This is a genomic window from Alteromonas sp. ASW11-130, from assembly GCF_026183735.1.
Lineage (GTDB): Bacteria > Pseudomonadota > Gammaproteobacteria > Enterobacterales > Alteromonadaceae > Alteromonas.
On sequence record NZ_JAPFRE010000018.1, the window covers coordinates 102,574 to 124,296 of the forward strand.

The window sequence follows — 21,723 nt, forward strand, 5'->3', positions numbered from 1 at the left end:
AATGAACAGAGTATCAGCAATTGCTAGTTTAACCTTGTTGACCTTTCTATTCGTCGGTTTGGTCATAGTCAATAATCAACTATTGGGGCGATTCAGAGTTGATTTAACTGAAAACCAAGTTTATTCCCTCTCTGAAGGGAGCAAAGCTGTGCTTTCAGACTTAGATGAACCCGTGACTTTGTACTTCTTTTTTTCAGATACTACCAGTAAGGGCATGACAAGCTTACGTAATTATGCGGACCGAGTGGAAAGCTTGTTAAAGGAGTTTGCTCAGTCTGCGAATGGCAAGGTGGTACTTAAAGTCATAGACCCTGAACCGTTTTCTGAAGCGGAAGATCAAGCCAGCAAATTCGGGCTGACGGCTGCTAGCATAGGTGCGGTAGGCGAGTCTGTTTATTTTGGATTGGCCGGTACGAATGCATTTGATGACCAGTTTTCCATCAGTTTCTTTGACCCTCTAAAAGAACAGTTTCTCGAATACGACATTGCCAAACTCATCTATCAGCTTAGTGATCCCGAGCCGGTTAAGGTTTCTCTGATCACAGACTTACCTGTAAGTGGTGGTCAGAATCCAATGACTGGTGAGTATACCGGGCCAATGGTCTTTTATGAGCAGCTATCGCAGTTATTTTATACAGAGGTGATTGCTGGAAGCGCTACAACCCTACCAGAACAAACCGATGTGGTGATACTAGCCCACGCCAAAGACTTGTCACCCTCACTTTCCTATGCAGTAGACCAATTTGCTATGAATAACGGCAGAATTATCGCCTTTGTCGATCCCCATTATGAGTCAGATCCTATGGCAATGATGGGGGCAATAGAGCCTAATCGTTCGTCGACGGCGTTACTCCAGAAATGGGGCGTGAGGGTGTCGAATAATATTATTTTAGATCCTAAGATTGGCTTAGACATTCGCTCACAATCGGGAGGAGTTGTTAAGCACCCAGGTATCCTTGGATTGGGTGCGGGTAATCTTGATCGCGAAGATGTCACAACGGCAAACCTAGAAGTAATAAATGGCGCTTCAGTGGGCGCAATTTCGTTGTCAAATGAGACAGAATTATCGTTGCAACCCATAATTAAGACGTCTACAAATGCCACTGAAGTTGATGCGCTATTGTATTTAGAACAAGCTTCACCAGAAGCACTACAAAGATTGACAGGAAACGCTTCGAACACCTATATAGTCGCCGGTAAGATAACAGGTAAAGCTAATTCTGCTTATTCCCTCGCGCCGGAAGAAACCGAACACAAACACATTGCCAACACTAACGGAATGAAGCTGGTAGTAGTGGCAGATTCTGACTTGTTAGCGGATCGCTACTGGGTTCAGCAAAGCAACTTTTTTGGCCAGCCTGTTTACACACCTTTTGCAAATAATGGTGATTTTATTACTAATCTGGTAGAAAACATGGCAGGCAGTAACGCCCTAATTAGTATCCGTAGCCGTGGTTCATTTGTTAGACCATTTACTACTGTTAATGATTTAGAGCTTAAAGCTGAAAAGCGGTTTAGGGAGCAGGAAGAACTTTTACAACAGCAATTACTGCAAACGGAAGAAAGACTTGCACAGTTGCAAGGGCAGCAAGATCAGTCTGGATCTCTGGTGATGACCAGTGAGCAGCAAGACACCATAGATGAGTTTGTCCAACAACGGGTAGAAATTCGAAAAAAATTAAGAGAGGTGCGCTATGAGCTTGAACGAGATATTGATGCCTTGGGTAATTTCTTAAAGTTTACTAATACCGCCGCCGCACCAGTTGTGTTGGTTTGCTTGCTATATCTTGCAGCCTCCGCATTGCGCCGACGCGCAGGTAAACAGTGGACGGCGGGTCGCCAATGAATATTCGCCTGGTAATATTGATTTCTTTGGTCGTGGTAACATCGGCTACGGTATATTGGCTTCACTTTTACTCAGAACAACCAGATCAAACAGTGCAGTCATTGTGGTTAGATAACCTTGGTGAGCAGGGGGGATCTGTTGACGAAATCGAAGTCGTAAATTCTACTGGCACCGTATTCAAAGCGCATCAAAAAAAGGAAAAATGGCTGGCGACGCATTTAGATCCGAGGCTTGGTTTTCCAGTTGACAAAGACGCCTTAGCGGCACTTATGATGTCACTAAGTCAGGCCAAAGTGGTAGAAAGGAAAACCGCTAATCCAGAGTACTATCACCGTCTTGGCGTGGAAGAGATAACCAAACAAGATGCCCAGTCAACTCGCCTTTTACTAAAGGGTGGCAAGCATAGCTGGAGAGTGATTATCGGCAACGAAGCGTCTAATGGATTAGGAACATACGTTCGGACTGCCGGAAATAAAACTAGCTTGCTAGTTGATCAAACCTTCAATTTACCATCAGGTCCAACCGACTGGTTATCTAAACGGATATTGCCCTTCACAAAAGAGGATGTGGTAAAAGTGGTCGTAAGGTATCGAGATAATCAACCCGTTCAGTTTGTAAAAGGGCCTGGTCCGGAAGAAGTAACCTGGCAGTTAACTGATTTGCAAGACAATGAAAAGCTTATTTATCCCGGCGTGATAAGCCAGACAGTAGCAGATCTGACTTCGTTAAAATATGATAGTGTTATTCCATATGTAGAGAATCAGTGGGAAGAGGAACGCTTGATCGGCGATATTACTTTTACCCTAGCGGATCATAGCCAGGTCTTTGCTTATATGACCCAGGCAAATGATCAAGGCAGTCACAAGGTATGGTTTAGCATGCCTGATAACCCTAGCTGGGTAAGTGATTGGGTATTTTTATTATCTGAATTTACGACCAAAAGTTACATGACGGGTAGAACCGATATCGTCAAACCCGCCGAATCTGGTGACGACTAAATTTGGCGTTAAATAGCAAAGGTTTACCTTCGTTGTGTGATTTGCAGCGGGTTGTTATGCATGTATGCAGGGTAGGAACTATTGTAAAAAGACCGCATTAATGGCTCGAACAGTTTTTTGACGTAGCAAAAAATTGGTGATCAACGTTTTATGTTAGAGCCAAACTAATGGGTTTTTGTGGTGGGCTTTCACGCCACTCCTGTTCGTAATTTACCTCGGTTGTTCAGTTTCATGTGTTTTAATTTGGCTCGAATGTATTTGGAAAGAGCGCATATAGATAAAACGAATAGATCTGCCTTCGTAATGCCCAAAATCAGTAATGTGTGCATTCCGCACGAGAGATTTTCGACTTTTGACAATACTGGTGGCATAGATTTGATAAGGTTAGACCGGGCTGGATTGAAGCTGTGTAAAGGTTTAAAAAGCAGCGTTCCCCGATAGAATAAAGAACACTTTCACTCACCGGTACATCGATATGTAAGGCCACGGCATCCCTTCATTGGCATGCCTTACGTAGACACATTCGACTCCCGCAAAGCTAGCTGCATATTTATGGAAAGTGATACAAAAATGAAGCGTTGTCTATTTTCGATAGGAAGCTAGCTTTTGCTTAAACCATAATATCCCCAATTCCTGGCTTCTTAGTTTATTATTTTCATAGATTGATTCCGGATGAGGGTAGTGCGCTAAGACAGATTCAATATCCCTTTCTCTTAATAGATGTAAAATTGGATAGGGAGCACGATTAGTAAAGTGACTGGCAGAGTGGGCTGGTTCGCCTTCAAACTCATAGTCAGGATGGAAACTGGCGAGCTGGTACTGACCGGCATACCCCCACTGTTCTATTAATGCGTTTGACAGGTCCAGAAGGTCGAGATAGTCATCAAAATCATCAAAGCCATTCGCAAACACGATAAGTGTCGTAGCGCTATGGGGATTATTCTCCAAAAAGTGAATTTCTTTATGCAACGTTAACAGCGCATCTTCTATTACGTTAGAAGAACTTTCAATGAAACGGATTTGTTCGTTGTCGCGAACAAAACGGGCAAAAGGGCAAAAATTTTGCCCTATCACAATTTCGTCAAGCCATTGCTTTACGGCATTAATACTCATGAGTGATATTTGACGTAAGCTTCCAATGTATTTTCAATCAAACTGGCTACCGTCATGGGGCCTACGCCCCCGGGAACCGGAGTGATCCAACCTGCGTTGTCTTTGGCTTTTTCAAACTCAACATCCCCAACTAAGGACCCATCTGTAAGTCTGTTGATACCCACATCTATGACGATGGCACCCGGTTTAATCCAATCTCCGGGAATAAAGTTAGGCTTACCGACGGCAACGACCAATAGATCTGCGCGCGATACATGGCTGCGCAAATCCTGGGTAAACTTATGGCATGTGGTCACGGTACAGCCCGCCAAAAGTAATTCTAGCCCCATAGGACGACCAACAATATTAGAAGCGCCAACGATAACTGCATCCAATCCTTTGATAGGACGTTTCGTGGCTTCTATCATGGTCATAATGCCTTTGGGGGTACAAGGTCTAAGCGCGGGTATACGCTGAGCAAGTCGGCCAATATTATAGGGGTGGAAACCATCCACGTCTTTATGTGGCTGAATACGTTCTAAAACCTGCTCGGCATTAAAACCAGCAGGTAAGGGTAACTGAACCAGAATCCCATCAATCTCTTTGTCTGCGTTTAAATCGTCTATGAGTGAAAGTAGCGCTTGTTGCGACGTATCCGAAGGCAAGTCAAATGAACGGGAAACAAAGCCTACTTCCTCGCAGGCCTTACGTTTGTTCGCAACATAAACTTGCGAGGCGGCATCCCGCCCCACTAAAACTACTGCCAGGCCGGGTTGTCGTTTATTGGCTTTTTTTAATGAATCTACGTAGGAAGCAACATCTTCCCGAACTTGTTTGGCAATTAATTTACCGTCAATTAAATGGGCAGTCATAGTTGATTTTTTTTGAATTCAAATGGAAAGGAGTCAGTCCTTATTGTTTCATAACTTTCGTTATCATGCCAAAACTCCCTGAATAAATCTGTAAAAAAAAGGCTGGCTACGGCAGTCAAAAAAACATCAATTTGACGACGAAATGAGCGGATGGTTTTTTTGTTTAAAAAAGTGTTTGACGAGGGTAGGTCAAGTCGGTAATATGCGCCCCCCGTAGCGGTAGTGAAGTTCACACCCCTACAATCGGTGAGTGGCGCAGCTTGGTAGCGCACTTGTTTTGGGTACAAGGGGTCGCAGGTTCAAATCCTGTCTCACCGACCACTATTTCGCACGCGAAGATTCGCCGGGCGTCCGTAGCTCAGCTGGATAGAGCAACGGCCTTCTAAGCCGTGGGTCGCAGGTTCGAATCCTGCCGGACGCGCCATTCTAAATGGCAAAAGCAACCGGATGTGATTGCGAGATAGTAATTGTGAAAGAGATACATTAATGTATACTTCACAGCACCTCTATGGTGGGCGTAGCTCAGTTGGTAGAGCCCCGGATTGTGATTCCGGTTGTCGTGGGTTCAAGTCCCATCGTCCACCCCACTTTATGCGGAAGTGGTGGAATTGGTAGACACGCTGGATTTAGGTTCCAGTGCTTCACGGCGTGAGAGTTCAAGTCTCTCCTTCCGCACCATTATTTTCTGGATTTCTCTTCGGTGAGTGGCGCAGCTTGGTAGCGCACTTGTTTTGGGTACAAGGGGTCGCAGGTTCAAATCCTGTCTCACCGACCATTCCAGCCTTATATTTTTGGAAACGCAAAACGGTTGATCCCAGCCTTTTTCCCGAGATTGACCAGCGTATAAGCTTATCCTCGTATAACGTAAAAAATTTTCTGGTCCAATTGCATAGGCATTGTATGCTTTGTTCATCGCGTGGTAATACTCAATATTGTCTGGCTTCTCTTTGATATAACTTACCCGTCGTCAAGGGGAAGTGGGAGAATCACTATCAGGTTGATGAAGATTTCATCAACAAAATAATAGTCAATTGTGATACCGCTAAGGCAGTATGAAAGGGTATCGCTTAATAGCGAACGGAAAGGTAAACGATAGTAAGCATTACGCCTCCTACTGAAAATAATAGGAGCTGTGCTATTTCAACCAAAAAGCTAAGAATATCCGATTAACCCCATGCGCTGATTGTAATTTAAGGGCGTATAAGTGGGATAAACCATTGATTCCTCGTTTACCCAGTTTTGTTTTAATACAAATCCTGCATTTACTCTCGACTCTCATTACACCTGGCTGTATACTACCGCGTCTTTTTTTAACCAATGAGTATGGGCGGTTGATTATTTCGCTGCTCTATCGAGACCTCTGGCCTGTCTCAAAACGTGAGTTATAGTGTACTGACGATTCGGGTGAGAGGGTGGAAAGTAAACGTCATCATAGGCGTACAGTTGAGGTAAAATAATGCAAGTTACAGTCGAGACGCCCCAGGGTTTAGAACGTCGTCTTACTATTACTGTTCCGGCAGATACAGTGGATTCTGCAGTTAAGGCACGCCTACAGCAATTAGCAAAAACGCAGCGTATAAACGGTTTCCGTCCTGGCAAGGTGCCAGTCAGCGTTATTCAAAAACGTTATGGTCAAGCTGTTCGCCAGGAAGTCGCTGGTGACGTTATGCAACAAAACTTCTATCAAGCTATCGTGCAGGAAAAAATCAACCCTGCTGGGATGCCAAAGTTTGAATTAACCAAAGATGCGCATGGTGAAGATCTTGAGTTCGTCGCAGCTTTTGAAGTATATCCGGAAGTTGAAGTTCAAGGCATTGATGAAATCGAAATCGAAAAACCTGTGGTTGAAATCACAGATGCTGATTTAGATAACATGATGGAAACATTGCAAAAGCAACATGCTGAATGGAAAGAAGTTAAGCGTAAAGCAAAGAAAGATGATCGCTTAGTAATTGATTTCGTTGGCACGATAGACGGCGAAGAGTTCGACGGTGGTAAAGCTGAAGATTTCACTCTGGAGCTTGGTAAAGGCCGCATGATTCCAGGCTTTGAAGATCCATTGGTTGGTGCTAAAGCAGGTGACGACGTGAAGGTCGAAGTAACTTTCCCTGAGGACTACCATGCAGAAGCGCTGAAAGGTAAAGATGCTGTATTTGCGGTTACCGTGAAGAAAGTAGAAGGTCAAAAACTACCGAAAGTTGATGACGAATTTGCAAAACTGTTCGGTGTTGAAGAAGGCGGTGTAGAAGCGCTTAAAGCTGAAGTTCGCAAGAACATGCAACGTGAACTCGATCACACTCTACGAGCAAAAGTGAAAGAAGATGTTATCGCTAAATTGGTAGAAAAGAACGAAATGGATCTACCTCAAGCATTGATTGATCAAGAGATCGATGTATTGCGTGATCAAGCTAAACAGCGTTTCAGTCAGCAAGGCGGTGGTCAAAACATGCCTGAATTACCAGCTGATTTGTTTAAAGACAATGCTAAGCGTCGCGTCACAATTGGTTTACTATTAGGCGAAATTATTAAGCAAAACGAGCTTAAAGTTGATGATAGTAAAGTTGAAGCATTAATCGAATCTTCTGCTTCAGCGTATGAAGATCCACAAGAAGTGATCGACTACTACAAAAACAATCAAGAGCTTATGCAGCAAATGCGCAATGTAGCCCTTGAAGAACAGGCTATCGAGTGGGTATTGGAAAATGCGAAAACCACCGATGTTAATAAAGATTTTGACGAGGTTATGAACAAACAAGCTTAAAGTTTGTAACCACTCATTGACTTTGCCTGTCGGCAACTGCTTAAATGCTCGGATACTTCCGAGCATTTTTGTTTTTTAAAGAGAAGAATCCAGAGTCGCTATGACAAATAATTTTGATATAAAAAACGCGTTAGTTCCAATGGTGGTAGAGCAGACTTCAAAAGGCGAGCGCTCTTACGATATTTACTCTCGGCTACTAAAAGAGAATGTCATCTTTATGGTGGGTCAAGTAGAAGATCACATGGCGAATTTAATTGTCGCTCAGATGTTATTTCTTGAAGCTGAAAACCCAGAGAAAGATATTTTCCTGTATATTAATTCCCCTGGCGGCTCGGTCACCGCGGGTATGGCGATATACGATACGATGAACTTTATTAAGCCAGACGTCAGCACAGTGTGTGTTGGGCAGGCGGCTAGCATGGGAGCATTCTTGCTTTCGGGTGGAGCGAAAGGCAAGCGCTATTGTCTTCCTAACGCCCGCGTCATGATTCATCAGCCTTTAGGTGGTTTTCAAGGGCAGGCTTCCGATTTTGAAATTCATGCAAAAGAAATTTTGTCGACCAAAGAGAAGCTGAATCGTTTACTAGCACAACATACTGACCAGGATTATGAAACGATTGCGCGTGATACCGATAGAGATAATTTCTTAAGCGCTACAGAAGCAAAAGAATACGGTATTATCGATCAGGTTTTGACAAATCGAACTGACGCAGCGACAACTAAGTAGTATAGTTATAAAAGTTCTGAACGCGTGTAGTTTATTTTTTTAGCGTTCGAGAAAGGCAGAGGCAATGAGTAATGAGTGACAAAAAGAACGGTGATGGTGATAGTAAACTCTTATACTGTTCGTTTTGCGGTAAAAGCCAACACGAAGTAAAGAAACTAATCGCTGGTCCTTCGGTTTTTATTTGTGACGAATGTGTCGAGTTATGTAATGACATCATCCGCGAAGAAATCAAGGAGATTGCACCGAAACAGAAGCAGGACGCTTTACCTAAACCCCAGGAAATCCATGATCACTTGAACGATTACGTCATCGGTCAGGAACATGCAAAGAAAGTACTTTCTGTGGCTGTATATAACCATTACAAACGGTTACGCAGTGGTGATATGCATGAAGGGGTTGAACTAGGTAAAAGTAATATTTTGCTTATCGGTCCTACAGGTAGTGGTAAAACGTTGCTGGCAGAAACGCTTGCAAGATTGCTGGACGTGCCTTTCACAATGGCAGATGCAACCACACTGACTGAAGCGGGTTACGTGGGTGAAGATGTTGAAAATATCATTCAAAAACTTCTCCAGAAATGTGACTATGATGTTGAAAAAGCGCAACGCGGTATCGTATACATTGATGAAATCGATAAAATATCGCGCAAGTCTGATAATCCTTCGATTACCCGTGACGTAAGCGGGGAAGGCGTGCAGCAAGCATTACTCAAACTGATTGAAGGTACGGTCGCTTCGGTGCCGCCCCAAGGTGGACGCAAACATCCACAACAAGAATTTTTACAGGTTGATACATCTAAAATCTTGTTTATATGCGGTGGTGCATTTGCCGGGCTGGATAAGGTAATAGAGCAACGAGCTCACACTGGTATGGGAATTGGTTTTGGCGCAAACGTTAAGTCAAAAGAAAACAAGACGCAGATTAGTGAGTTATTTAAGCAGGTTGAACCGGAAGATCTGGTAAAATACGGATTGATCCCTGAGTTTATTGGGCGATTACCTGTTGTAACCAGCCTTGAAGAGTTAAACGAAGAGGCGCTTATCCAAATTTTACGGGAGCCTAAAAACGCTATTACGAAACAATACGGTGCATTATTTTCTATTGAAGGTACTGAACTGGAATTCCGTGATGATGCGCTAAATGCGATTGCTAAGAAAGCAATGCAGCGTAAAACCGGTGCTCGTGGCTTAAGGTCAATTGTTGAGGCTGTTTTACTTGATACTATGTATGATTTACCTTCGATGGAGAATGTAGATAAAGTAGTCATAGACGAAACAGTTATTCGAGGAGAGTCGAAGCCTATACTGATCTATGGGAAAAGCGATAAAAAAGCGGCCTCCGAGTAAGTAAACTTCTGAGCTAAAAAGGCTGGTCAAGCGACCGGCCTTTTTTAATGCTCAACTTTCAGACAATAACCATATGCTCTAATCCCAGTCCGCAATATTATTGGCCTCCTGTTCAACGTGTTTTTGCTTTTGATAAGCGAACTTCAGGAAAATTTAGTAGGCGTTAATAAAATAAGTCGGTATTGATAAAAAAGGAAACGCTGTCTTTAAAGTAAAGCGAAGTATGTCCCCGCTCTACGTTAAAGTTACGTAAGGTAACGGCACTCCTTTATCGACGGGCCCCGATTAACGATATTCCACACTCGTTGAACCGAAGATCATTAATGCGGGTCAGTTTTAAGGCTCGTGGATAGAGCGGCTCCGCAATAAATGCTGATTTCGCGGGGGGATAGATGACCACATTAGCGCTTCCCTGGTCGAAGATGGCGTTTAATACCTTAACCTAACCGCGAATACATATTCCGAATAGATACATGTACTGCACAGATAAACAAAATTAAACTTACCTTGAACTACGCCCACCGACCTCGCTATTTATTAATAGCTGCTATGCTGAAAAGGCCTGACTGCTAAAATAGTAAACTTTCACAACTAAATAAAAACGGGTTATGCATTGTATTTACGTAGTTTTTTAAACAAAAAGTAAACTCGTTTTAATTGAACTTTGTGTCATTATCCCCATATAAAAAGTCACAATTAACAAGAAGAGAATTCGTATGACAACTGAGCGTGAAAATCGCAGTGAAATCCCGGTGCTCGCATTACGAGACGTCGTGGTGTATCCCCATATGGTCATACCCCTATTTGTTGGTCGCGAAAAATCTATCCGTTGTTTAGATGCCGCGATGGAAAATGACAAACAAATATTTTTGGTTGCACAAAAAGATGCGAGTGTTGACGAGCCTGAAGATAAAGACTTATTTTCGATAGGCACTATTGCGACTATTCTGCAACTGCTGAAGCTCCCAGACGGGACAGTCAAAGTGCTGGTTGAAGGTAACGTAAGAGGGGAGGTCGGTGAATTTTCCCAGTCCGAACCCTATTTTTCTGCTGATGTGGAACGAATCGTTGACCAAGAAATTCCAGAAAATGAACAGGAAGTACTTATTCGTTCAGCCGTTTCTCAATTTGAAGGCTACGTAAAATTAAATAAAAAAATCCCCCCAGAAGTACTTACCTCACTTAATGGGATAGATGACGCCGCCCGTCTCGCTGACACAATGGCTGCGCATATGCCATTAAAGTTACAAGAAAAACAGAAAGTGCTCGAGATGAAAAGCATAAATGAACGGCTTGAGTATCTTATGGCGTTAATGGAAGGGGAAATCGATTTACTTCAGGTTGAGAAAAAAATTCGTACTCGGGTTAAAAAACAAATGGAAAAAAGCCAGCGCGAGTATTACCTGAATGAACAGATGAAAGCCATCCAAAAGGAGCTTGGTGAACTAGATGATGCGCCTGATGAGTTTGAAGCATTAAGTAAAAAGATTGCCGATGCGAAAATGCCTGAAGAAGCCGAAAGCAAAGCAAAAGCAGAGCTTCAAAAGCTGAAAATGATGTCTCCAATGTCAGCCGAAGCCACAGTTGTGCGAAGCTATATTGAATGGTTGACCAATGTACCCTGGAATAAGCGTAGTGCGGTTAAGCGAGATTTGGGCCGAGCAGAAAAAGTCCTGGATGCCGATCATTATGGGCTGGAAAAAGTAAAAGAACGCATTATTGAATATTTAGCTGTTCAGCAACGGGTGAGAAAATTAAAAGGGCCAATACTTTGTTTAGTAGGTCCTCCTGGGGTAGGTAAGACCTCATTGGGTCAGTCGATTGCTAAAGCTACAGGGCGACAATATGTTCGTATGGCACTAGGTGGTGTACGCGATGAAGCCGAAATCCGTGGTCACCGCCGAACTTATATTGGGTCGTTGCCAGGTAAGTTGATTCAAAAGATGGCAAAAGTTGGCGTAAAGAATCCCCTCTTTTTGCTCGATGAAATAGACAAAATGTCGGCAGATATGCGTGGAGATCCGGCGTCTGCATTGCTGGAAGTGTTAGATCCCGAGCAAAATAGCACCTTTAGCGATCACTATCTTGAAGTAGATTACGATTTATCAGACGTTATGTTTGTTGCTACTTCCAATAGCATGAACATGCCCGGTCCGTTAATGGATAGAATGGAGGTTATCCGTCTTTCTGGTTATACCGAAGATGAAAAGTTGAATATTGCTAGCCGTCATTTAATTAGCAAGCAGATGGAACGCAACGGCCTGAAGAAGAAAGAACTCGACATAACAGATTCAGCTATCATCGGTATTATTCGTTACTACACCAGAGAAGCAGGTGTTCGAAGTTTAGAACGAGAAATTTCGAAAATTTGTCGTCGCGCAGTAAAAGATATTCTTATTAATAAGAGTAAAGAAAAAGTTGTGGTTAAACAGGAAAATCTTAAAGACTTTCTTGGCGTGCAGCGCTACGACTACGGCAAGGCAGACAAAGATAATCAAATCGGTCAAGTGACTGGACTGGCGTGGACGCAGGTTGGCGGTGATCTATTGACTATCGAAACCACCGCCGTACCCGGAAAAGGTAAAACTACTTTTACCGGGTCTCTTGGCGATGTCATGCAAGAGTCTATTCAAACTGCCATGACGGTGGTACGAAGTCGTTCAGAGAAGCTTCGCATTAACGAAGATTTTTACGAAAAACGTGATATCCACGTACATGTTCCGGAAGGTGCTACACCTAAAGATGGTCCAAGTGCTGGTATTGCTATGTGTACAGCACTGGTTTCCTCGCTGACAGGTAATCCTGTTCGTTGTGAAGTGGCAATGACCGGTGAAATCACCTTACGAGGGGAAGTACTGGCAATAGGTGGACTAAAAGAGAAGCTATTGGCTGCTCATCGCGGCGGAATAAAGACGGTAGTTATTCCAAAAGATAACGAACGTGATTTGGAAGAAATTCCGGAAAACGTCAAAAAAGACTTAGCCATCCATCCGGTGAAATGGATCGATGATGTGCTGGATATTGCGTTACAAGAACCGGTTGAATCTTTTAAGGTCGTTAGTTCAAAGTAAACAATTCTTATGCTACATGCCGCATAGGACGTGGCATGTAGCAAATCATTTGACCTTTTTGTATAAAAAATCACCATAAAGACGCGTATTTGGCAATTTTTTTCAAAATAGGGCTTTCAACAATCAAAACTTGTGTTACCTTTACTGGGTACTCGCTTGAAGCCTTGCCACAAAAGGGATAGCAGCGAATCATAAAAAGTTAATGAATTGTAACGGATTGCTTGATGTTAGTTATCAAGCTTGTTATAACGTCTCTGACAATAAATTAAGTTGTTAGGACAAACAGTATAATAACAATCGAAGGGGATCATAATAGTGAACAAGTCTCAACTTATCGACCAAATGGCTGCTGGCGCAGATATTTCTAAAGCTGCTGCGGGCCGTGCATTAGATGCTTTTACTGACGCTGTTACTTCAGCGCTTAAAGATGGCGATCAGGTTGCACTAGTAGGTTTCGGTACTTTTTCTGTTCGTGAGCGTTCAGCTCGCAGCGGTCGTAACCCACAAACTGGTGAGACTATCCAAATTGCAGCAGCGAAAGTTCCTTCTTTCAAAGCTGGTAAAGCATTGAAAGACGCTTGTAACTAAGCTTCAATTCTTGAAGAAAGGCGATGGCTAGGGCTATCGCCTTTTTTATTTAGGCAGAATTTAATAGTCATACCTAATTATATTTGGAGATAGTAAGCTACCACGCAACACGCGTTACCTGGCAGCGCTATCTATCTACTTTACAAATAAGCGCAGCACCATAAAGGCTTCGCGTTTAATTGTGTAAATGAGTTATAATTCTGCCTAATTTTCGTTTGTCTTTTTATATGACAGCGAAATCAGATATTTCGAAAGCAATGGAGTTTAAAACAAAGTCATGCTAGAAAAAATCAGAGAAGGCTCACAAGGGCCGTGGGCGATGATAATCATCGGTCTGGTTGTTCTGAGTTTCGTGTTTGCTGGGGTAGGAAGCTATCTGACCTCATCGGGCGGTTCTGCTGCAGCAACTGTTAATGGCGAAGAAATTAGCCAACAAACACTTGAGCGAGCCTACCAGAACCAGCGTGCCCGAATGGAAGCCCAATATGGTGAAGGTATTTCATCATTGTTCTCAAGCGAAGGGTATACTGAACAATTTAGACAAAGCGTACTAGAGCGCTTAATTGGCGAAAAGTTAATTGAGCAGAAGGCATATGAGTTAGGTTTGCGCGTCAGTGATAGACAGATTCGGGATTCTATTTTAAAGATGCCAGAGTTCCAGGTGGGCGGCACGTTTAATAATGACCGTTTTCAGGGGATACTTCGCCAGAATGGATTTAGTCCCGCAGATTTCAGAAATTATCTTCGTGTTCAATTAACGCGAGAACAGCTTACCAGAGCTTTAACAGCAACTTCATTCACGTTGCCAAGTGAAGCAGAGCAAGCTTTCCGCTTACAGCAGCAAACGCGAGACGCCCGCTATTTTCAGGTTAGTGCAGAGCCATTCGCTGAAAATGTTGAAGTTACTGAAGACGACATCAACAATTACTATCAGGCAAATATTACTGCATTTGATACAGAGGAGCAGATCGACCTGTCCTATGTTTTATTGTCGGTTGAAGATCTTAAAAAAGACATCAATGTTGCCGAAGAAGACGTCGCTCAATGGTATGAAGATAACAAAGGACGTTTCGTTGAAGAAGAGCAACGCAGAGTCTCTCATATTCTGATTGAGTTTGGCGAAGATCAAGATAAGGCAAAGCAGGAAGCGGAAGCATTGCTAGCGCAAGTAAACGACGGGGCCAATTTTGCTACACTCGCTAAAGAACATTCCGATGATACTTTTTCAGCAGAGAATGGCGGTGATTTAGATTTTATCTCACCTGATATGATGGACCCTGAATTTGATAAAGCGGCATTCAATCTTAAGCAAGAAGGCGATGTTTCTGGAGTAATCGAAAGCGAATTTGGTTACCACATAATTAAATTAACTGAACTTAAACCGGAATCAGTCACCCCCCTGAATGAAGTGCGAGATACTATTCGAGACCAGATAGCTACAGATAAAGCCACAGAGCAGTTTTTTGAGTTGCAAAACCGTATGGCCGAAGTGGCATTCGAAATGCCCGATTCCCTTGATGAAGTGGCTAATATCGCGGAAACAAAGGTCGAGAGTACGGGCTTATTCACTCGAAATACTGCTCCGGCACCACTCAACACACCTAATGCGTTGGAAGTTGCTTTTTCTGATGAGCTAATTCAGGATCGGGTAAATAGCGACATTATCGAACTAGATGACAGTACGGTTGCTTTTATTCGGGTTAAGGCACATGAACCACAGCGTACGCAGGAATTAGCAGAAGTCCGAGAAGGGATAGAGGCGACGTTGCGGGATGAAAAGGCGCAAAAAGCGGCGGAAGCCTGGGCGCAGGATGTAGCTGAAAAGCTTAACTCTAATGAAGAGGTGAATGACCTGCTGACTTCGCAAAATGTCGAGTGGCAGACAGCCGAAAAGGTATCTCGGCAAGGGGGCCAGTTAGCCCGTAATATGGTGGATACGCTCTTTAGTCTTTCACTGGACAGTAAGCCTAGGGAAGTAACTTTACTAACCTCCGGCGATGTGGGCTTAGTGGAACTGACTAAAGTAAACCACGCCACTCAGCCAGACGAGTCTACATTGACAACAATGCGTCAGCGAATGGCTACAATGGAAAGCCAAAAAACCTATCAGAGTTTCGTCGATGCGTTGCGTAAAGATGCAGAGGTTACCATCGCTATAAATTAGAAACTGGGCTAGAAAGTTTTAAACTAATTTTTAAATTAAAAGCCAGTTTGTTAACTGGCTTTTTTATTGTTGTATTCTTCATTTTTAGATAAAGCGTACCGCGGTGAATTTTATTTTTCCTTTTAATTGTTGATAACCGTTATTGTCGCTCGTTCTTAAGATAACCAATACCCCGATTGGTAGATCATTTAGCAACTAACCTACACCCCCTTCAAAAATGAGCGCCGCCCTGAAAGAGGATAAGAAGAGAGTGAGCATACATGTAAGCCTGGTGCGGGAGAGGAAACCGACATCTTTGTTCGTAATACTGTCATCAGGCGTTCGAATGGTGGTGAGGTCAGTGGGCGCCTATAGAGTGCTTATTATTTCCAAACGAAAATTAGTGGGTCAGAAAGAGCATGACTGTATAAAAGATGGCGATAGTAGAAGAAATCACCAATATATATAAGAACCCCTGCTTACCTTGCGATAGCGTATAATTATTGGCCTTTAGATAGCCTAACCATAGCAAACTTAAAATCAACGGTATCAGTACGATAATTCTTATCACGATCAGCCCTTAAAAACTCGTATTATAAAAGGTTAACTCACTACACTTTGTCGTAAAAGTAATTTGTTGGATATCATTAACCTTTTATCAAATATAGGAAATGAGTTAAGCGAAGGTCAATACGTTATTAAAGTTATTCAATTAACTATCCTTTTGGTTTAAACAAACATGCTGTATATCTGTGGTAGGATCTAGCGTTTGGACTACGTGTAGTATTTAGCAAGAATGTCCAATGAAAATATAATTTTTTATCGGAAGCGCTATTTATAAAAATGAAAATTCTGCACACCTCAGACTGGCATTTAGGACAAAGTTTTTTTACCAAAAGTCGTAAAGACGAACATCAGGCCTTTATTACCTGGTTACTAGAGTTAGTTTCAACGGAACAAATTGACGCAATTATCATTGCAGGTGACGTGTTTGACACTGGCTCACCACCTAGTTATGCCAGAGAACTGTACAACCAGTTCGTAGTGGATTTGCAAAAGCTCAATTGTTTTTTGGTCGTATTAGGAGGCAACCACGATTCAGTATCGACCTTGAATGAATCCAGGCAAATTCTTGCTTGTCTGAATACTGTAGTCGTAGCAAGCACCGGCATAGATTCAGATAAGCAGATATTCTCCCTACCTAATCAAAATGGTGACATCGGCGCAATACTATGTGCGGTCCCGTTCATTCGCCCCAGAGATGTGCTACAAAGCCAAGCGGGCGAAACCGGACTGCAAAAGCGCCAGGCTTTAGGTGAAGCGATTGCGTGCCATTATCAACAACTATTTTACTTGGCGAAAATACGTAAGAAAGAACTAGGAATCGATGTGCCTATTATTGCAACCGGTCATCTTACTGCACTGGGAGTAAGTCAGTCTGACAGTGTCAGAGATATTTATATAGGTACCCTTGATGGGTTTGCAGCGGACGGGTTTCCTCCGGCAGATTACATAGCATTGGGACACATTCATAAGCCACAGATTGTAGCGAAGTCAGAACATATTCGTTATAGCGGTTCACCCATTCCATTAAGTTTTGACGAGCTTGGTACGCAAAAGCAAGTGATACTTGTACAGTTTGAGGGGGCTCAACTTGAATCCCTGATACCAATAGCTATTCCTAATTTTCAGCCAATGGCAGTGTTAAAAGGTGACCTGGCGAAAATAGAGCAGGATTTAGAGCAATATCGCGGCATAGAGAACGACAAAACCGTATGGTTATGTGTGGAAGTGGACACGCAGGATTATTTGTCAGATCTTCAACAACGAGTGCAGACTTTAGCTGAAGGAATAAATGTTGAAATTCTACAGTTACGGCGTACCCGCAACCAACGGCGTCAGCTGCTTAGTCAGCAACAAGCCGAAACGCTTTCTGAACTCAGTCCGCAGGAGGTATTTGAGAAGCGTTTGGAAATGGAAGACTTCGTGACAGAGGATGACCGTGAACGGCGTAAACGAATTTGTGGGTCTTTTCAGCAAATCCTGTCGGAAGTAAAGCATCTTGGAGCGGATGAGTGAAAATACTGTCATTACGCTTTAAAAACTTAAATTCGTTAAAGGGCGAGTGGAAAATTGATTTCACGCGGTCACCTTTTTCAGAAAATGGATTATTTGCAATAACAGGTCCAACTGGAGCGGGCAAAACAACGCTGTTGGATGCGATATGTTTAGCGTTATATCACCAAACCCCGCGGTTGGGTGCAATCTCCATGTCTTCAAACGAGATTATGAGCCGGGGTACGGCTGAATGTCTCTCAGAAGTCGAGTTTGAAGTAAAGGGAAAAGCGTATCGAGCATTCTGGAGTATGCGCCGAGCCAGAGGGAAGCCCGAAGGCAACCTTCAACAAGCCGATACCGAATTGGCAGAAGTTGCTTCAGGTAAAGTATTAGCCACTCAGATAAGACAAAAAAGTGAAGCGGTAGAAAAGCTTACCGGTTTGGATTTTAGCCGTTTCACCAAATCGATGATGCTTTCTCAGGGGGATTTCGCAGCATTTTTAAATGCGAATGAGGGCGATAGAGCAGAGTTACTAGAAGAGCTCACCGGAACCGAAATCTATGGTCAAATCTCAAAACGGGTTCATGAGCATCTCACAGATGTGAAACAGTCGCTACGTGAGTTAAAAGCAAAAGCCGAAAGCTTTCAGCTGTTAACAACAGAACAAAAAAAACAGTTATTAGAAGAGCAAGACCAGCTTATTGCCAATCAGAGCTCGCTGGATGAACAGCTAATACAATCGCAAGCGCACCTGAATTGGTGGGAACAGATCATAGCGGCTCAGCGAAAGCATGGGCAGGCTCAGCTGCGTAAAGAAAGCGCTAATAAAGCATTTGATAACGCGCATAGCGAACTCGATAAATTAGCGAGAAGCGAACCCGCTGAACGGTTGCGCATGTCGTGGAAATTGCGCAACGACTCTCGTCATGATCTAGAGAAACTTGAAGCTCAGATAAAAGATAAATTACAGGCAAAAGCGCTAAAAGAGAAACAGCTCACGGAAGCTTCAGATTTATTGCGCAAATGTGATGTAGAGCTTCAAGCGGCGAAAAACACTTTGCAGGCGCAAGAACAGCTAATTAATGAAAAAATCATCCCGTTAGACACGAAAATCACGTCACTGAAAGAGAAGCACGCAGAAAAGCATGAGGAAGTCGAACGCGTGCACTCCCAGTTACAAGAGCGGGAACAGCAACTTACACGTTTTAACGAATCGTTAGAAAGCTTATATCAGAAAAAAACGGTAACAATAGCTTACCTGGAAAGTAATAGGCTTCATGCCTCATTAGCAGAGCATCTTAATAGCTGGGCAGTACAACTTCAGCAGAACGATAAAGATAACCAAACACTTGGGCTATTAAATAATGACATAGCAACATACTGTAATGAGGTAAAAGCAAATACGGCTAGAAGAGCAGTATTACAAGAGCAGCATGAAGTATTGCGTAACAAAGTGATGTTTCATCAGGAAAGTTATGATGCCAAACAACAACAATGGCAGCAATTAGCGGTAAATAACGAAGATGAGCTGACGCATAAACAAAGTGCGATTACTCAACAATGGCCTGCTTATCACAACGCTAAATCGCTACAGCAGAACTATTTGCAACTGGTAGAAGAACAGGCAAATAGTTCATCTGCATCTGAAACAATAAAAGTAAAAATAACGTCATTAAATCAATCCAGAACAAAGATTGTAGAAAAATTTCGACAACAGAAACAACAGCTAAACGACTTAAATGCATTAATTACACAAGAAGAACAATTAGCGGGCTTTCGCCAGAATCTGCAACGTGGAGAGGAATGTCCACTTTGCGGGGCGACCGACCACCCTAAGTTAGAAGGTGGTGTTGTGGATATTCCAAATACTGTTCGACGGCGAAATGAGGCTGAAGAACAATGTAAGCAAATTGAAGAAGAAGGTAAGCGAATTCGTGCCGAATTGGATGCCTGCACCCGATATCAAGAGGAACTGCAGACTAAGGAAAATTCCCTTAGTCAGAAGCTTCTGGGTGTCAGTGAAGCATGGCGAGAAGCAACACTTACTCTACCGTTCGACCTTGAAATTACAGATACCGCAGCGTTAGCAACCGTGGAAGTAAAATTAACAGAACAGTCGCAGGATATAGAGCGGCAGCTTAAAGTTCTGCGAGAATCTATAAAGGATCGTCAATCCGCCAAGGATGAGTTGGACCGTGCCCACCGTGAACTAGAAAAAATAGATAGCGAAATCAAGGTGCTTAGGCAAAAGGAACAAAACACAGAATTTGCCTTAGAAAAAGCCAAAGTGCAACGCTCCCAGTTATTACAGAGTATAGAAGCCAATAAAAATACAGTACTTTCTCAAATCCGCGAAGTTGGATTCGAAATAGAAGACAAAAATTTAGCCTCTTGGCTGGAGGGTAAACGTAGTGAGGCAGTCAAGTTCAAAGAACAAACTGAATATGCGCAGAAGTTACAACAGGATATCTCAGTTAATCAAGCGGAACAGCGAACGATGCTACAACACGTTCAACTGCTTACCGAGCAACACCAACAAACTAAACAAAGTTTAGACATGCTTAATCAACAAATTGATAACTTAACCCAGCAACGGGTGGCACTATTTGGAGAAGCGTCGGTAGCGGCATCGAGACAACATTTAAATGAACGATTCGCCAGCGCCGAAAATAGCTGGGAGCAGCAATACCAATCACATAAGCAGATAGAGAAAGCGCATGCTGATTTAGCCTCGACCCTTAATGCATTGCAAAGTCAGTATACTGAATACGAGAAAAAAGCGAATGGTCACCAACAAGATTGGCAAACACTTTTTGAAGAAAGTCCTTTCACTTTAGAGTCTGAATTTGAGCACGCTTTAATTTCTGAAGAAGAGCGAAATAGACTTACTACCTTAAAAAAAGCGTTAGAAGTCGAGTTACAAAAAGCCACCACTTTACTTGATGAAGCTTGTGAACAATTAGCTTCGTTACAAAAAATTGACACCGCCAAACTATGGGAGCAAACACCGAAAGAGCAGGTCTTAGAAACATTACAAAAAATACAACAGGAAAAAGAAGTCTTGCTTAGCCAAAAAGGGCAAATAGCGCAGCAGCTGCAGAATGATAGCAAGGAAGGTGAGCGCCTCAGGGAGTTAAGTCAACAAATTGCTGTTCAGCAAATCAAGTATGATGACTTAACGTACTTACATTCTTTAATCGGTTCCGCTAACGGTGATAAGTTTAGAAAGTTTGCCCAGGGACTGACACTTGATAACTTAGTGTATTTAGCAAATAAACAATTGGATCGTCTGCATGGTCGCTACCTGCTTAAACGTCGTGATGAAGAAGGCTTGGCCTTAAGTGTTTTAGATACATGGCAAGGCGACGTGGAGCGGGACACCAAAACCTTATCTGGCGGTGAAAGCTTTTTAGTGAGTTTAGCTTTAGCACTTGCTTTGTCTGATCTGGTAAGTCACAAAACCAGCATAGACTCGTTGTTCCTTGACGAAGGTTTTGGCACGTTGGATGCAGAGACCCTAGATATCGCCCTTGATGCACTGGATAACTTGAACGCTTCTGGCAAAATGATTGGTGTAATCAGCCACATTGAAGCCATGAAGGAGCGTATCACTACGCAAATAAAAGTATCTAAAAGTAGTGGGGTAGGGGTGAGCAGGCTGGATACTGAATTTAGGGTGTAACGAGCGGGGAGTGGCACACACAAATGGCCACCTAACATTTGGTGTTATGCTTCAAGCACAGCAAGATTAGCCGACAAAATGAGCTAAAAGAATAAAGGCAGACTCAGCACAAAATTTCGGTATGAAATAGCGCAGTTCGTTGTTGCTCAAGAATTTACCCGAAAAAGAAGGATTAGAAGCAATAAATTGGGTTAACACATTCATTTGTAGTAGCTCATATCTGATCTGACATTTCTATATTCAGGTTGAGACATTATCTGATAGGCAGGTATAGACAAGGAGCGGTCGTAACAGGTGCATCTACGCAGAGTCGTCATCGTGACGGAGGTCACGACCTCCTTAACTGTTATCGTAAGTTCTAAAAGAGAATTACTAGGAACATGCAATGCTAGAGCTCACCGCTATCGCGGAGAGGGTTATGATGTTTCAAGATACGATCTAATGACGGAGGTTGCAGCGTTCGCCGATGTATGGACTCCCTCCCCATGGGGGAGTAACGTAATAAGTGCCTAAACTTTTACTAAGAGTCCATACATTA

12 protein-coding genes and 5 tRNA genes are annotated in these 21,723 nt (G+C 42.9%); 15 read left to right on the top strand and 2 right to left on the bottom strand.

Features of this window, described 5'->3' with window-relative positions; all coding sequences use genetic code 11:
* The first annotated feature begins 1 nt into the window (after nt 1).
* Nucleotides 2–1,846 carry a GldG family protein gene (locus OPS28_RS06900; RefSeq protein ID WP_265608721.1) on the top strand — a complete coding sequence of 615 codons (1,845 nt, stop codon included), beginning with the start codon at nt 2–4 and terminating at the stop codon, nt 1,844–1,846.
* Nucleotides 1,843–2,844 carry a DUF4340 domain-containing protein gene (locus OPS28_RS06905; RefSeq protein WP_265608722.1) on the top strand — a complete coding sequence of 334 codons (1,002 nt, stop codon included), beginning with the start codon at nt 1,843–1,845 and terminating at the stop codon, nt 2,842–2,844. Before OPS28_RS06900 ends, OPS28_RS06905 begins: the two co-directional genes overlap by 4 nt.
* A 582-nt stretch (nt 2,845–3,426) precedes the next feature.
* On the opposite strand, the gene OPS28_RS06910 is transcribed toward OPS28_RS06905, so the two are convergent.
* Both OPS28_RS06910 and folD read right to left on the bottom strand, forming a co-directional pair.
* Nucleotides 3,427–3,957, bottom strand: coding sequence for a DUF1415 domain-containing protein (locus OPS28_RS06910; protein ID WP_265608723.1), 531 nt, complete (start codon nt 3,955–3,957; stop codon nt 3,427–3,429).
* Entirely contained in the window at nt 3,954–4,808 is an 855-nt protein-coding gene (gene folD / locus OPS28_RS06915; protein WP_265608724.1) for a bifunctional methylenetetrahydrofolate dehydrogenase/methenyltetrahydrofolate cyclohydrolase FolD, read from the bottom strand. Before folD ends, OPS28_RS06910 begins: the two co-directional genes overlap by 4 nt.
* Nucleotides 4,809–5,052: 244 nt before the next feature.
* Here folD and OPS28_RS06920 point away from each other — a divergent pair.
* From OPS28_RS06920 to OPS28_RS06980, 13 genes are all read left to right on the top strand, one after another.
* Nucleotides 5,053–5,129 (top strand) — tRNA-Pro (locus OPS28_RS06920).
* A gap of 26 nt (nt 5,130–5,155) precedes the next feature.
* A tRNA-Arg gene (locus OPS28_RS06925) sits at nt 5,156–5,232 on the top strand.
* Nucleotides 5,233–5,319: 87 nt separating this feature from the next.
* A tRNA-His gene (locus OPS28_RS06930) sits at nt 5,320–5,395 on the top strand.
* Nucleotides 5,396–5,401: 6 nt separating this feature from the next.
* Nucleotides 5,402–5,486: transfer RNA gene (locus tag OPS28_RS06935), tRNA-Leu, on the top strand.
* A gap of 20 nt (nt 5,487–5,506) precedes the next feature.
* A tRNA-Pro gene (locus tag OPS28_RS06940) sits at nt 5,507–5,583 on the top strand.
* 681 nt (nt 5,584–6,264) lie between these two features.
* On the top strand, nt 6,265–7,569 hold the full coding sequence (gene tig / locus OPS28_RS06945; protein WP_265608725.1) for a trigger factor: 1,305 nt from the start codon (nt 6,265–6,267) through the stop codon (nt 7,567–7,569).
* Nucleotides 7,570–7,669: 100 nt separating this feature from the next.
* On the top strand, nt 7,670–8,296 hold the full coding sequence (clpP, locus tag OPS28_RS06950; protein ID WP_265608726.1) for an ATP-dependent Clp endopeptidase proteolytic subunit ClpP: 627 nt from the start codon (nt 7,670–7,672) through the stop codon (nt 8,294–8,296).
* Nucleotides 8,297–8,367: 71 nt separating this feature from the next.
* Entirely contained in the window at nt 8,368–9,642 is a 1,275-nt protein-coding gene (gene clpX / locus OPS28_RS06955; protein ID WP_265608727.1) for an ATP-dependent protease ATP-binding subunit ClpX, read from the top strand.
* A gap of 716 nt (nt 9,643–10,358) precedes the next feature.
* Nucleotides 10,359–12,713, top strand: coding sequence for an endopeptidase La (gene lon, locus OPS28_RS06960; RefSeq protein ID WP_265608728.1), 2,355 nt, complete (start codon nt 10,359–10,361; stop codon nt 12,711–12,713).
* Nucleotides 12,714–13,028: 315 nt separating this feature from the next.
* Nucleotides 13,029–13,301 (top strand): nucleoid-associated protein HU-beta, encoded by a 273-nt coding sequence (hupB, locus tag OPS28_RS06965; RefSeq protein WP_169209556.1) that lies wholly within the window; start codon nt 13,029–13,031, stop codon nt 13,299–13,301.
* A 277-nt stretch (nt 13,302–13,578) separates the two neighbouring features.
* On the top strand, nt 13,579–15,465 hold the full coding sequence (locus OPS28_RS06970) for a SurA N-terminal domain-containing protein (protein WP_265608729.1): 1,887 nt from the start codon (nt 13,579–13,581) through the stop codon (nt 15,463–15,465).
* Between the two features lie 822 nt (nt 15,466–16,287).
* The gene (sbcD, locus tag OPS28_RS06975; RefSeq protein ID WP_265608730.1) at nt 16,288–17,523 is read left to right on the top strand and encodes an exonuclease subunit SbcD; all 1,236 of its coding nucleotides are present in this window, start codon (nt 16,288–16,290) and stop codon (nt 17,521–17,523) included.
* Entirely contained in the window at nt 17,520–21,185 is a 3,666-nt protein-coding gene (locus OPS28_RS06980) for an AAA family ATPase (RefSeq protein ID WP_265608731.1), read from the top strand. The genes sbcD and OPS28_RS06980 overlap by 4 nt, the downstream gene beginning before the upstream one ends.
* Nucleotides 21,186–21,723: the final 538 nt, after the last annotated feature.